The sequence below is a fragment of the Paraburkholderia caballeronis genome (assembly GCF_900104845.1).
Classification (GTDB): Bacteria; Pseudomonadota; Gammaproteobacteria; order Burkholderiales; family Burkholderiaceae; genus Paraburkholderia; species Paraburkholderia caballeronis.
Map to the genome: position 1 here is coordinate 239,070 of NZ_FNSR01000001.1, position 13,632 is coordinate 252,701.

Here is a 13,632-nt window from a genome sequence, read left to right on the forward strand (position 1 = left end):
CATTCCGTCCTTTCCGTCTTTTCCGTGTGCACACTGCGATGAATCCGCCGCCCCTGCCCGTCACCGTGCTCGCCGGTTTCCTCGGCGCCGGCAAGACCACGCTGCTCAACCATATTCTCGCGAACCGCGCCGGACTGCGCGTCGCGGTGATCGTCAACGACCTCGCGTCCGTGAACATCGACGCGGCGCTGGTGCGCGACGCGTCCGCGCTGTCGCACGTCGAGGAACGGCTCGTCGAGATGTCGAACGGCTGCATCTGCTGCACGCTGCGCGACGATCTGCTGACCGAGATCCGCCGGCTCGCGGACGAAAAACGCTTCGACGCGATCCTGATCGAATCGACCGGCATCGCGGAGCCGATGCCGATCGCCGAGACGTTCACGTTCGTCGACGACGACGGCGTGTCGCTCGCGGACGTCGCGCGGCTCGACACGATGGTCACTGTCGTCGACGCGTTCAATTTCCTGCGCGACTACGCGAGCGCCGACGCGCTCGCCGAACGCGGGATCGCGGCGACTGAAGAAGACGACCGCACGCTGGTCGAACTGCTGATCGAGCAGGTCGAATTCTGCGACGTGCTCGTCGTGAACAAGGCGGACCTCGTCGGCGCGGACGAACTCGCGAAGCTGCAACGCATCCTCGCGCGGATCAATCCGCGCGCGGTGCAGATCGTCAGCCGCTTCGGCGCGGTGCCGCTCGGCGAGGTGCTGAACACGGGCCGCTTCGACTTCGACGCGGCCGCCGCGGCGCCCGGCTGGCTCGCGTCGCTGCACGATCACGACCACGGACATCACGGCGAAGCGGACGAGTTCGGCATCGGCCACTTCGTGTATCGCGCGCGGCGGCCGTTCCATCCGGAACGTCTGTGGGCGCTGCTGCACGAAGAATGGAAAGGCGTGCTGCGCAGCAAGGGTTTCTTCTGGCTCGCGACGCGCAACGACGTCGCCGGGTCGCTTTCGCAGGCGGGCGGCGCGTGCCGGCACGGACCGGCCGGCATGTGGTGGGCCGCGCAACCACGCGACACGTGGCCGCAAGACGACGAACTCGCGAAGGAAATCGCCGCGGACTGGCATGGCGACCCGGATGACATGCGCATCGGCGACCGTCGCCAGGAACTGGTGATGATCGGCGTCGATCTGGATCATGCCGCGTGGCAGGCGAAACTCGACGCCTGCCTGTTGACCGATGCCGAGTTCGCGGCCGGCCCCGACGCATGGCGGCATTACGCGGACCCGTTCCCGTCGTGGGATGTCGATGACGACGATCACGACGGCGAAGGCGAGATCGTCCATCGCGACGACTGACTCAACGCTGGACGATGATGCCGTGCAACGCGGCATCCGCTCGATTGCATTCGTCCGCATCGATTCGCATGCTGCATGGCAAACACAGCAATGCGAATCAATGGCTGGAACAGCTAAAGGGCAAGCTCGCGATCCGTGTCGTCGTCAACGAATCGATGGCGCGCGAACCTCGCGAACGGCAGCGCGCACCAAAGCGCACGAACGAAAAAAAACCCGCCAGCGGCGGGTGTCAACTCAAAGCAGCGAATCGCTCAGCGCTTGTTGACGGCGTCCTTGAACGCCTTGCCAGCCGTGAACTTGACGGTCTTCGCAGCCGGAATCTTGATGGTTTCACCCGTCTTCGGGTTACGGCCCGTACGTGCCGCGCGCTTGCCCGAACCAAAGCTGCCGAAGCCGATCAGTTGCACCGCATCACCCTTCGACACGGACTTCTTGATCACTTCGAGGAGCGTGTCCAGCGTTTCGCCGGTTTGCGCCTTGCTGGCGCCCGTCTGTGAAGCGACGGCGTCGATCAGTTCCTGTTTGTTCATTAAGGTTCCTTTCTGGTTTAGGTTGACACGAACAGCGCGAACGCGCCGATTATACGTGCGCGTGCCGCGCCGTCGAGCAGCGCCGGTTCCGGTACGCCCCGGAGATTCGCGTCGCGACGCGGGTTGTCCACGCAATCGCGACGTCCGTGCTGCCGCTACCCTGTGCGGCGCTTGCTATGATAGCGCAGCGCAAACCCAATAACGACAAGGGTTTCGAAGATTTACAGCGGGTTTCGCCCCGAACGGCGGAGAAAGTGCGCGACGTCATGAACGAGGCTCCGTTCCGACCTCCGGATTGACAATCTCTTACAGAAGCGCGTTGGTTTTTGCCAACGCCAGCCGGCCGCAAAGCCACGCCGGGCGGGGCTTTCAGGCTACCGGTAGCGATCCGCCCATGCCATTCCCTTCCTCATGACCACCACCCTGATCCCCGCCGAACTCGCGTTTCGCGACGACGGCACACCGTTTTCGCCGGTGTACGGCGACATCTATCACAGCGCATCGGGCGCGTTCGCGCAGTCGCACTACGTGTTTTTGCACGGCAACGGACTGCCCGAACGCTGGCACGGCCGCCGGATTTTCACCGTGATGGAAACCGGCTTCGGAATAGGCGTGAACTTCCTCGCGACGTGGTCCGCATGGCGCGACGATCCCGCTCGCTGCGAGCGGCTGCATTTCGTGTCGATCGAAAAACATCCGTTCGCGCGCGACGATCTGCGCGCGGTGCTCGATGCGGTGACGGCCGATTCGCCGCTGACGCCGCTCGCGCGCGAACTCGTCGATCGCTGGCCGATGCTCGTGCCCGGCACGCATCGGCTCGAATTCGACGGCGGCCGCGTGACGTTGACGCTCGCGTTCGGCGACGCGCCCGATCTGCTGCCGAAGCTGTGGCTGCGCGCGGATGCGTTTTATCTGGACGGCTTCGCGCCATCGAAGAATCCGGACCTGTGGTCGCCCGCGGTGTTCAAGGCGCTCGCGCGCGTCGCCGGCGAGCACGCGACGTTCGCGACGTGGAGCAGTTCCGGCGACGTGAAGCGCGCGCTCGAACAGAACGGCTTCGAATACCGGAAGGTCGACGGCTTCGGCACGAAGCACACGATGCTCGTCGGCCGCTTCGCGCCGCGCTGGCGCGTGCGCCGCTACGAGCCGCCGCTGCCGTTCGCGGCGGACGACCGCCATGCGATCGTGATCGGCGCGGGCCTCGCCGGCTGCGCGATCGTCGAGCGGCTCGCCGCGCGCGGCTGGCGCACGACGTTGATCGAACGTCATGCTGCGCCCGCGCGCGAAGCGTCCGGCAATCCGGCCGGCGTGTTCCATCCGCTGATCTCGCGCGACGACAGCAGCGCATCGCGGATCGCGCGCGCCGGGTTCCTGTACGCGCTGCAAAGCTGGGCCGCGCTCGAAGCGCGCGGTCACGCGCCGGTGCGCGGCAGCGGCGGCCTGCTGCATCTCGCGACCGACGACGAAGCGCGCGCGGTCGCGGCCGCACTTCGTTCGTTCGGCTATCCATCGGATTATGTGCAGCCGGTCACGCGCGAACACGCGCGGCAGATCGCCGGCGTCGACGTCGCTCACGACGGCTGGTTCTATCCGCACGGCGGCTGGATCGAACCGGCATCGTTGTGCCGCGCATCGTGCGCCGCGGCCGGCGACGCGCTCGATGCGCGCTTCGGCGTGCGCGTCGAACGGCTCGAACGAAGCGGCGACGAATGGGTCGCGTTCGACGAACACGCGCGCGAAATCGCGCGTGCGCCAGTGGTCGTGTTCGCGAACGCGCACGACGCGGCGCGCGTGGGCGCATTCGCATTCGCGCCGACGCGCATCGTGCGCGGCCAGTTGACGCTCGTGGCGAACAGTCCGCTCGCGAACCTGCGCGTGCCGGTAATCGGCGACGGTTACGCGGTGCCGCGACCGCACGGCGTCACGCTCGCCGGCGCGACCTACGAAGTCGACGACGCGGACGACGCGGTGCGCGATGCCGGTCATGTCGAGAACATCGAACGCGTGGCGTCGATGCTGCCGGACCTGCGCGACGCATTAAACGCGACGCGCAGCGAAGCGCCCGCCGGCCGCGTCGCGTTTCGCTGCGTGACGAGCGACCGGCTGCCGATGCTCGGCGCGCTCGCCGACGAGCAGGCGGCCGCACGCGACGCCGAACGGCTTCGCGGCGCGTGGCCGCTCGACCTGCCGCGCGCGCCCGGTCTTTATGGCGCGTTCGCGTATGGATCGCGCGGGCTGGTCTGGTCCGCGCTCGGCGCGGAACTGGTCGCGTCGCAGATCGAAGGCGAGCCGTGGCCGCTGGAACGCGAACTGGCCGACCACGTCGATCCCGCGCGTTTCCTGCAACGCGCGCTGCGCCAGCGCACCATCTAACCCCGTGTAAAAACCGCGCGAGGTTATCCACGCGAACCTGTGAATAACCGGCGGAATTGCGGGTGAAACCCGTGTGGAATCGATGTGGACGTAAACGGGGTAACCCCTCGCGCCGCACAGGCGACCCAAAAGTTACCAGGAGAAGCGGGTTCGTCCCGCACACGCTTTGCGCGCGGTTGTGCGTTTCGTAAACAGCTGATCTGCTTCGGTAAACCGGGGTTATCCACAGAAAATGGCCCCCTTTGTTAACTCTTACTACGTATACATACGGTAAACCGTAAACCCGAGGCTAACGCTATCGCCATTGGCCGAAGAAGAAGCCGAAAAGGACAAACAGGAGCGAAGCGACGAAGCGCGCTTCGTCCGTCGAAGCGGTCACATCCAGCTCGCATCGGACGTACCCGGATCAGGCCCGTCGCGATGCGGCGGTCATTTTTTCCGTCCGTCTGGGCGTCGCCGGGCGCATTTACCGGATCGCCGAAACCGCCCGACAACTGTAAAAAAGCTGTGGCACAATCCCTGCTCTTCCCGCGTCACGTGCCGCAACAGACGGCCGACGCATCCATGGAACGGTTGTCGTTCGTCCCGAATCTGAATACTCGGGAGCCGGCGAGACCCGTTCATCCATCGCGGGTCTCGCGCTTGCATACGCAGGCGCACCCGCACCGGCTGTCCGCCGCAATGCAAGAGCCGGCGCAGTTGTTTCCCGTCGTTGTGTTCCGGCCGGACGGCTGAAGGCCGTCCCCGACCCGGCCGCCGCCGAACGCGGCGCGCCCGGCCCGCGCAACGACGCAGCGCCGCCGCGGCTGGATCGCCGACGCCAAGGACCAAGGAGAAGCCACCACGATGAAGTCGGCGTTTTCGTTCTTTCCCGCCTGGCCGTTGCACCCGGACGGCATTTTCTGGGTGGGCCTCGCGCTGCTCGCGGCCGGTCTGTGCGGCGAGCTGTGTTATCGGGCGTGGCGCGTGCCGCGCATTTCCGGTTATGCGGTGATCGGGCTCATCGCCGGCTCGGCCGGCTTCGGTGTAATCAACGGCGACATCGCGGTCGCCGCCCGCCCGCTGCTCGACGTCGCGCTCGGCCTGCTGCTGTTCGAGCTCGGCAGCCGGCTCGACCTGCGCTGGATCCGGCGTAACCCCTGGTTGATCCTGTCAAGCATCGCGGAGGCGACGCTCACGTTCGTGCTCGTGCTCGCGGTGCTGCTGTTCCTGAACGTGTCGGTGATGGTGTCGCTCGTCGTCGCGTCGATCGCGATGGCCACGTCGCCGGCCATGGTGATCCAGCTGAAGACCGAACTGCGCGCGGAAGGCCAGGTCACGCAGCGTCTGTTGACGCTCACCGCGCTGAACAGCATGTACGCGGTCGTCGTCGTGAAGCTCGCGTCCGGCTGGCTGCACCAGGAGATCTACGGCAACGTGTTCGCGACGATCCTGCAGCCGCTGTATCTGCTCGTCGGCTCGCTGGTGCTCGCGTATCTGCTCGCGCGCGCATGCGTGCTGTTCTATCGCCGGCTCAGTCCGCAGGACGAGCATTCGTTCGTCGCGCTGTTCGGCCTCGTGCTGCTCGCGATCGCGCTCGCGCATCTGCTGAAGCTGTCGACGATCCTGAGCCTGCTGGCCGCCGGCATCATCGTGAAGAATCTCGAAGCGAAGCCGCAGTTATGGCCGCAGCATTTCGGCACCGCCGGCTGGCTGCTCACCGTGATGCTGTTCGTGCTGACGATGACCGTGTTCGAATGGCGCGACGTCGTGACGGGCGGCGTCGCGGCGGCCGGGCTGATCGTCGCGCGGCTCGTCGCGAAGCTGGTCGGCGTGCTCGCGTTCGCGAAGCCGAGCGGGCTGCACTGGAAGCAGGGGGTTGCGCTCGGGCTGTCGCTGTCGCCGATGTCGGCGCTCGCGCTGCTGCTCGTCGACGATACCTACGACCTTTATCCGAACTTCGATCCGCAACTGAGCGCGATCGTGATGTGCTCGATCGTCGTGCTGCAGGTCGTCGGGCCGTGGCTCGTGTACCGGTCGCTCGCGCTCGTCGGTGAGCGGAGGGAGGGGTAGTGGGCGTTGGCGGATGCGCGGCGGTGCTGCGTGGCGCTTTTGCCTGCGTGCCGAGGTAGGGCGCGTGGGGCTGAATTGAAACGATGGGCTGCGCTGTGCGCGTGTCGATGCGCGCGGCGTGGCTGGTACAGCAACCATCTTGCTTCTTGCATATGGGATCGGAGTAAGCGCTGAAGCGCTAACTCCGATCGACCGCTTTGCATGGGATCGGAGTAGGCGCTGAAGCGCCAACTCCGATCGACCGCTTTGCATGGGACCGGAGTAGGCGCTAAAGCGCCAACTCCGGTCGACCGCTTTGCATGGGACCGGAGTAGGCGCTAAAGCGCCAACTCCGGTCGACACACAGGAAACCGACATGTCACTCGAACCGTTTGTCGATTCGAAACCGTTTACATTCGGAATCGAACTCGAAATGCAGATCGTGAACACGCACGACTACGATCTGACCAAGGCCGGCAGCGACCTGATGCGGCTCGTAAAGGACCAGGAGATACCCGGCAACATCACGCCGGAAATCACCGAAAGCATGATCGAGCTGTCCACCGGCATCTGCACGACACACGAGCAGGCGGTCGCCGACCTGCGCAAGATCCGCGACACGCTGGTCGCCGCAGCGGACCGGCTGAACGTGGGGCTGTGCGGCGGCGGCACGCACGCGTTCCAGCAGTGGAGCGAGCGGCGCATCGTCGATACGCCGCGCTTCCAGTACCTCTCCGAACTGTACGGCTACCTCGCGAAGCAGTTCACCGTGTTCGGCCAGCACGTGCACATCGGCTGCCCGGACCCGGACAGCGCACTGTTCCTGCTGCATTCGCTGTCGCGCTTCATTCCGCACTTCATCGCGCTGTCGGCGTCGTCGCCGTACGTGCAGGGCGTCGACACCGGCTTCCATTCGGCGCGCCTGAACTCGGTGTTCGCGTTTCCGCTGTCGGGCCGCGCGCCGTTCGTGCTCACGTGGGACGGCTTCAAGGACTATTTCTCGAAGATGGTCCACACCGGCGTCGTCAACAGCATGAAAGACTTCTACTGGGACATCCGGCCGAAGCCCGGCTTCGGCACGATCGAGGTGCGCGTGATGGACACGCCGCTGTCGGTCGAACGCGCGGCGGCGATCGCGTGCTACATCCAGACGCTCGCGCGTCATTTGCTGATCGACCGGCCGGTCACTCCACTGGAGGACGACTACCTCGTGTACACGTTCAACCGGTTCCAGGCGTGCCGCTTCGGACTCGCGGGCACCTGCGTGAATCCGCAGACGAATGAGCGCCGCACGATTTCCGAGGACATCCTCGACACGCTCGAACAGATCGCGCCGCACGGCGACGCACTCGGCTCGACGCGCGCGTTGACCGAGATCGGCACGATCGCGCGCAATCAGATGAACGACGCGACATGGCTACGGGAAGTGGTCACGGAGGAGCGTTCGCTGCATGAAGCCGTTCGCCAGCAGTGCCTGCGCTGGCGCGCCTGATGTGCATGAAAGCTAAATGATTGGATGCGCGCGAAACTGACTGACTGCGCGTTCGGGTTTTCGATAATTCGTATGGTGATCGAAGGCGGCTTGAGGCCGCCTTCTGTATTTTTGGCCGGGTGATTCGATCGCACGAATGCAACACATCGCACGATCGTCAAAAATTTTTTCTTTGTCGCTCGGGTGACAAAGGTTTCATGGGTTTGATGTTTACGTATACATACGTGGTAGTAGTTAACAAGCATTGACGGAAACTGTGGGTAACCTTGTTTTTCGTAGCAAAGTCAACGCACTGCGAAAACGGCAACCCTGCGCACCGATTCGGTAAAACGATTGCGTTCCCGGGATAAAACCAAAATAGGACGTGTCCGGATTGCGCGTTATCAAGAATCCACCCACATACCATTAGCGTCCTTATCAACGGGTTATCCACAATTCGAGCTGGATAAGTTAGCTGTGCGATTCGGCGCTCTCGCATAGAATGTCGGTTCGTCGCGTCGGCTTACCGGCTGAAACAATGCTATCGACCATTGCGGTGGGCAAAGCAGCGACTACGCGAAGCGTGCAATCGGGCTAAAAACCTGGGCGCGCAAAGCCGATATATTTCGAGAGACGACAGGGCATTCGGAAAACCGAAGCGGAATATTCATACAGGCTGTCGGCCGGACCGGCGGCTGACGACGATGCAGCGAGAGCTGTCAATAACCAGCGAAAGACTATGAGCGAAGGCGTATACGGAGAGCAGGCGGCCGGGCGGGTGACCCATAGCCTGCTGCGGCTGAGCACGGCAATGCGAAGCCAGGCGTGGGATTGGGCCGAGGGGGCAGGGCTCACGCCGACCCAGGGAGAAATCCTGGTGCTGCTGATGCAGCGTAAAGGGCCGATGCGTCTAGGGGAAATCGCGCGGGAAACTGCGTTGACTGCGGCAACGACGAGCGATGCGGTGAGCACGCTCGAAACCAAAGGACTCGTCGAAAAGCGCCGTGCGCTCGACGACGGTCGCGCACTCGCAGTCCGGCTGACCGCACGCGGTCGCACCGCGGCGAAGCGCGCCGCGCAATGGCCGGACTTTCTCGCGAAGGCGGTCGGCACGCTGCGCGGCGAAGAACAATCGGTGTTCTATCGCACGCTGCTGAAGACCGTCTATCAGCTCGAAGTGCAGGAGCAGATTCCGGCGCACCGGATGTGCCTCACGTGCACGCACTTCGAGGCGAGCAAGACGCCGAAGAAAACGCCGCATCGCTGCGAACTGCTCGGCATCACGATGGCCGACACCGACGTGCGGCTCGACTGCTCGGTGTACGAACGGGCGGATGCCGCGACGCAGAAGAAGAACTGGAAGATCTTCTCGCAGCAAGGCTGAAAGCGGGGCTGAAGCATCCGGCGGCCGCGATGATCGCGGCCCCGGCGCCGACGAACGTCGCGCCGCCTGGCGGCGCGCTTTTTTTGCCGCGTTAGCCTTTGCCGTGTTAGCCGGCCCGGGAAATTGCCGATGAATCGTGAAGTCCTGGCCATCCGCCACGTGCATTTCGAAGACCTGGGCAGCCTGGAGAAGGTGCTCGGCGAGCGCGGTCGCCCGGTGCGTTATCTCGATGTCGGCTTCGCGCGGATCGATGCGCCGAATCCGGTGTCCGCGTCGCTGCTGGTGATTCTCGGCGGCCCGATCAACGCATGCGACGACGCGCGTTATCCGACGCTCGCGCCGCTGGCCGCGATGATCGAGAAGCGCATCGCGGCCGGACTGCCGACGCTCGGCATCTGTCTCGGCGCACAACTGATCGCGCGCGTGCTCGGCGCGCGCGTGTTTCCCGCCGCGCAACGCGAGATCGGCTGGACGCCGCTCACGCTGACCCCCGCCGGGCATGTTTCGCCGTTGCGGCATCTGGACGGCGCGCACACGTCGATGCTGCACTGGCACGGCGACACGTTCGATCTGCCGCAAGGCGCGACGCGGCTCGCATCAACGCCGGTCTGCGAGAACCAGGCGTTTGCGTGGGGCGATCATGTGCTCGCGCTGCAATGTCATCCCGAGATTCGTGCGGATCGTTTCGAACCATGGTTAATCGGCCATGCGTCCGAAATCGATTCGGCCGGCGTGGACGTCAATGCGCTGCGCGCCGATACCGCGCGCTTCGGTCCCGCGCTCGAAGCGGCCGCGAGCCGCGCGTTCGGCGACTGGCTCGACGCTGTCGATGCGAAGGGCGCCGCGCAGCCCTGAAGCCCCGCGTATCGCGTGCGTAACGATGCACGCGATGCGCGCAGCAACGGTAAAAGTCGCGTGCTATTCTCGAACGCTCCGTTGATCTGCTGGGGATTCCTCCGATGAGCAAGCTATTCACACCACTCGCGCTGCGTGGGCTGACGCTCGCCAATCGCATCGTCGTGTCGCCGATGTGCCAGTATTCCGCGCAACGCGGCGAAGCGACCGACTGGCACATGATCCATCTCGGCCATCTCGCGCTGTCGGGCGCGGGGATGCTGTGCATCGAGGCAACCGCCGTCGAGCCCGACGGCCGCATCACGCCAGGCGACCTCGGCCTGTGGGACGACGTGACCGAGAACGCGTTGAAGCCGGTGCTCGAAACGATCCGCCGTTATTCGCCGATCCGCGTCGCGATGCAGATCTCGCATGCGGGCCGCAAGGCGTCGAGCCACGTGCCGTGGGAAGGCGGCCAGTTGATTCCGGTATCCGAAGGCGGATGGTTGCCGCACGCGCCGTCGGCACTGCCGCACAAGGACGACGAAACGCCGCCGCTCGCGCTCGACGCGGCCGGCCTCAACCGGATCCGCGAAGCGTTCGCGGCGACCACGCGGCGGGCGGCGCGGCTCGGCATCGACGCGATCGAAGTGCATGCGGCGCACGGTTATCTGCTGCACGAGTTCCTGTCGCCGGTCGCGAATCAGCGCACCGACGAATACGGCGGCTCGCGTGAAAACCGCATGCGCTTTCCGCTCGAAATTTTCGACATCGTGCGCGCGGCGTTTCCCGCTGACCGGCCGGTCGGCGTGCGCGTATCCGCGACCGACTGGGTCGAAGGCGGCTGGACGCCGGACGACACCGTCGCGTTCGCGCACGAGTTGAAGCGGCGCGGCGCGGACTGGATCGACGTGTCGTCGGGCGGCGTGTCGCCGTTGCAGAAGATCCCGGTCGAGCCCGCCTATCAGGTGCCGTTCGCGCGCAAGGTGAAGCAGGAGACCGGTCTCACGACGATCGCGGTCGGCCTGATCACCGATCCGTTGCAGGCAAACCAGATCGTCGACGACGGCGATGCGGACATGATCGCGATGGCGCGCGCGATGCTGTACGACCCGCGCTGGCCGTGGCACGCGGCCGCGCAACTGGGCGCGAGCGTCAGCGCGCCGCCGCAGTATTGGCGCTCGCAGCCGCGCGAGCAGAAGGCGCTGTTCGGCGACATCACGATCGGTCAACGCTGAAGCGAGGCGTCGCGCGTTTCGATCTGCGTCGTTCATTCTGATAACGGGTTGAACGAAGCGGCTGCGAGCGTGTACGATGCCGGTTGTGGCGCGGTTGGCGTCACATGAAGCGCGGCGCCGTAGAGGCGCCGCGCTTTTGCCATGGGGCATGGCGATACCGGCCGGCGCGATGCCGGGCGTGTCGAGCGAAACCATCGGCGGGCATCATCCATCCGTGGTCGGGATGTTCTCCCCAGGTACTACACAAGGATTCATTCAATGAGTGGACGCAGGATCGTCGTGCGCCAGTCGGGCGTGCACGGTAAGGGCGTGTTCGCGGCGGCACCCATCGAGGCCGGCGCACGCCTGATCGAATACAAGGGCGAGCGGATCTCGTGGAAGGAAGCCTTGCGGCGTCATCCGCACAACCCGGACGAGCCGAATCACACGTTCTATTTCGCGCTCGACAGCGGCAAGGTGATCGACGGCAAGGTGAACGGCAACAGCGCGCGCTGGATCAACCATTCGTGCGCGCCGAACTGCGAGGCCGAGGAGATCGACGGCCACGTGTACGTGCACGCGCTGCGCGACATCGCGGAAGGCGAGGAGCTGTTCTACGACTACGGCCTTGTGATCGACGCGAAGCAGACCGCGAAACTGAAGCGCGAATACGAATGCCGGTGCGGCGCCCGCAAATGCCGCGGCACGATGCTCGCGCCGCCGGAGAAGAAGAAGCCGGGTGCCGCCGCGAAGACGAAAGCGAAGGCCGACGGCAAGAGCAGCAAGAGCAGCAAGAGCAGCAAGAGCAGCAAGAAGAAAAAATGAACGTGCAGTAACGACAAAGGGCCGCGTGTTGCGGCCCTTTCGTCATGAGTCGGCGCGATTCGCGATCGTGCCGCGCTATCCGTCGATCACAGATCGACCGGCGCGTTGTGCAGGTTCTTTTTCGCTTCGGCGTCGGCGTTTGCGCTGACCGGCGGCTGTCCGACGACGACCCGCACCTTCTGCCGGCTCGCGAGCGGCACGCGGACGATGAAGCGCGCGCCGCCTTCCGGCGCATCCTCGTAATGCACGCTGCCGCGATGCAGCGCCATGATGTCGTGGACGATCGCGAGGCCGAGGCCCGCGCCGCCGTCCACGCTCGCATCGCTCTGGCCGTCGCCGCGGAAGAAGCGCTTGAACAGGTCCGCCTGCTGCGCGGGCGGCACGCCGCTGCCGTTGTCCTCGACGATGATTTCCGCCATCCGCTCGTTGTCCACGTCGACCTGCGAAACCGTCACCGTGATCCGGCCGCCGTCGAGCCGCGCGGGCGGCAGATACTTCAACGCGTTGTCGAGCAGGTTCGCGATTACCTCGTGCAGCAGCACCGGGTTGCCGCGCACCGTCAGCGGCCGGTCGTTTTCCGGCGCGTCGAGCCGCTGGAAACCGAGATCGACGTGACTCGCGAGCGCACGCGGCACCCATTCGGCGCCGGTCTCGAACGCGAGCGTAGCCATGTCGATGTCCGTGAAGCGGGCCGCCTGCTCGCCCGGCTCCGCGCGCGCGAGCGACAGCAACTGGTTCGATAGACGGACCGCGCGATCGGCGGCCGCGCGCAGTTCGCGCACCGCCGCGCTCACCTTTTGCGGGTCGCGCGCGCTCGCCGCCTGCTCCGCGTGCAGCTTCACCGCGGTCAGCGGCGTGCGAAGCTGATGCGCGGCATCGGCGATGAACTTGCGCTGCCCGTCCAGCGCCGTCTTCAGGCGGCCGAGCAGCGCGTTCAGCGCGCCGGTCAGCGGCCGGATCTCGACCGGCACATAGGTTTCGTCGACCGGCTCCAGCGACGTGTGCGTCTGCCGGTTCAGCGAATCCGCGAGATGCGTGAGCGGATTCAGCTGCTGGTTCACGACGCGCCACACGATCACCCATCCGGCGAGCAGCAATAACAACAGCGGCATCATGATCGCGACCAGGAATTCGGCCGCGATGCGGAACCGGTGATGCACCGGCTGGCCGACCTCGACGACGATCGGATTGCCGGTCGGCTGCGGCACGCGCACCTGCGCGACGCGCACGCCGACGCCCTGGTGCGTGGTCTCGAACACGTAGGCGTAGTGCATCCGGCGCACGTTCGTGCCTTGCAGCGGCAGCGTGTGATCGCCGGCGATCTCGTCCTCGCCGTTGCTGATCCGGTAGACGAGGTGCTCGACCGGATCGGAGAACATCGCCTGCGCGAGCGGCGGCACGGTGATCGGCGCATCGGGGCCGGCAATCTGGATCTGCTTCGAGATCGCGGTCGCGAGGTCCGCGAGGGAGCGATCGACGACGTGCTGCGTGTACTGCCATGCAAGCCAGTACGCGATCAGCCCGCTCATCAGCGCGAGCAGCGAAAGCGGGGCGGCCAGCCGACGCAGCAGCGTGCGGCGCAGACTGTTTGCGGCCGGGTAGGACATGGTGTGTGAACGAAGAATGAGCCGTCGGAGGCGCGCCGCGCGGGGACCGGGGCGCG

At 65.5% G+C, this 13,632-nt stretch carries 10 protein-coding genes; 8 read left to right on the forward strand and 2 right to left on the reverse strand.

What is annotated here, in order from left to right; translation table 11 throughout:
* Nucleotides 1-38 precede the first annotated feature (38 nt).
* Nucleotides 39-1,304: a zinc metallochaperone GTPase ZigA gene (gene zigA / locus BLV92_RS01060; protein WP_090541465.1), complete on the forward strand. Its 1,266-nt coding sequence runs from the start codon at nt 39-41 to the stop codon at nt 1,302-1,304.
* A gap of 251 nt (nt 1,305-1,555) precedes the next feature.
* On the opposite strand, the gene BLV92_RS01065 is transcribed toward zigA, so the two are convergent.
* The gene (locus BLV92_RS01065) at nt 1,556-1,969 is read right to left on the reverse strand and encodes an HU family DNA-binding protein (protein WP_166676665.1); all 414 of its coding nucleotides are present in this window, start codon (nt 1,967-1,969) and stop codon (nt 1,556-1,558) included.
* 276 nt (nt 1,970-2,245) lie between these two features.
* Here BLV92_RS01065 and mnmC point away from each other — a divergent pair, with 276 nt between their 5' ends.
* From mnmC to BLV92_RS01100, 7 genes are all read left to right on the forward strand, one after another.
* Nucleotides 2,246-4,207, forward strand: a complete 1,962-nt coding sequence (gene mnmC / locus BLV92_RS01070; RefSeq protein ID WP_090541469.1) for a bifunctional tRNA (5-methylaminomethyl-2-thiouridine)(34)-methyltransferase MnmC2/FAD-dependent 5-carboxymethylaminomethyl-2-thiouridine(34) oxidoreductase MnmC1 — start codon at nt 2,246-2,248, stop codon at nt 4,205-4,207.
* Between the two features lie 846 nt (nt 4,208-5,053).
* Entirely contained in the window at nt 5,054-6,259 is a 1,206-nt protein-coding gene (locus tag BLV92_RS01075; RefSeq protein WP_090541471.1) for a cation:proton antiporter, read from the forward strand.
* A 355-nt stretch (nt 6,260-6,614) separates the two neighbouring features.
* Complete coding sequence (locus tag BLV92_RS01080; protein WP_090541473.1) at nt 6,615-7,730, forward strand: YbdK family carboxylate-amine ligase; 1,116 nt, start codon at nt 6,615-6,617, stop codon at nt 7,728-7,730.
* Nucleotides 7,731-8,448: 718 nt separating this feature from the next.
* Nucleotides 8,449-9,093 carry a MarR family winged helix-turn-helix transcriptional regulator gene (locus tag BLV92_RS01085; protein ID WP_090541475.1) on the forward strand — a complete coding sequence of 215 codons (645 nt, stop codon included), beginning with the start codon at nt 8,449-8,451 and terminating at the stop codon, nt 9,091-9,093.
* A gap of 129 nt (nt 9,094-9,222) precedes the next feature.
* Nucleotides 9,223-9,948, forward strand: a complete 726-nt coding sequence (locus BLV92_RS01090) for a glutamine amidotransferase (protein WP_090541477.1) — start codon at nt 9,223-9,225, stop codon at nt 9,946-9,948.
* Nucleotides 9,949-10,052: 104 nt separating this feature from the next.
* Nucleotides 10,053-11,165: an NADH:flavin oxidoreductase/NADH oxidase gene (locus BLV92_RS01095; RefSeq protein ID WP_090541479.1), complete on the forward strand. Its 1,113-nt coding sequence runs from the start codon at nt 10,053-10,055 to the stop codon at nt 11,163-11,165.
* A 258-nt stretch (nt 11,166-11,423) separates the two neighbouring features.
* Complete coding sequence (locus tag BLV92_RS01100; protein ID WP_090541481.1) at nt 11,424-11,969, forward strand: SET domain-containing protein; 546 nt, start codon at nt 11,424-11,426, stop codon at nt 11,967-11,969.
* An 86-nt stretch (nt 11,970-12,055) separates the two neighbouring features.
* Here the strand turns inward: BLV92_RS01100 and BLV92_RS01105 are convergent, their stop codons facing one another.
* The gene (locus BLV92_RS01105; RefSeq protein WP_090541483.1) at nt 12,056-13,576 is read right to left on the reverse strand and encodes a sensor histidine kinase; all 1,521 of its coding nucleotides are present in this window, start codon (nt 13,574-13,576) and stop codon (nt 12,056-12,058) included.
* Nucleotides 13,577-13,632 lie beyond the last annotated feature (56 nt).

Excerpts from the sequence above, each read along its gene's own strand:
- zigA (WP_090541465.1), top strand. The coding sequence starts at position 39 with ATGAATCCGCCGCCCCTGCCCGTCACCGTGCTCGCCGGTTTCCTCGGC.
- mnmC (WP_090541469.1), top strand. The coding sequence starts at position 2,246 with ATGACCACCACCCTGATCCCCGCCGAACTCGCGTTTCGCGACGACGGC.
- BLV92_RS01075 (WP_090541471.1), top strand. The coding sequence starts at position 5,054 with ATGAAGTCGGCGTTTTCGTTCTTTCCCGCCTGGCCGTTGCACCCGGAC.
- BLV92_RS01080 (WP_090541473.1), top strand. The coding sequence starts at position 6,615 with ATGTCACTCGAACCGTTTGTCGATTCGAAACCGTTTACATTCGGAATC.
- BLV92_RS01085 (WP_090541475.1), top strand. The coding sequence starts at position 8,449 with ATGAGCGAAGGCGTATACGGAGAGCAGGCGGCCGGGCGGGTGACCCAT.
- BLV92_RS01090 (WP_090541477.1), top strand. The coding sequence starts at position 9,223 with ATGAATCGTGAAGTCCTGGCCATCCGCCACGTGCATTTCGAAGACCTG.
- BLV92_RS01095 (WP_090541479.1), top strand. The coding sequence starts at position 10,053 with ATGAGCAAGCTATTCACACCACTCGCGCTGCGTGGGCTGACGCTCGCC.
- BLV92_RS01100 (WP_090541481.1), top strand. The coding sequence starts at position 11,424 with ATGAGTGGACGCAGGATCGTCGTGCGCCAGTCGGGCGTGCACGGTAAG.
- BLV92_RS01105 (WP_090541483.1), bottom strand. The coding sequence starts at position 13,576 with ATGTCCTACCCGGCCGCAAACAGTCTGCGCCGCACGCTGCTGCGTCGG.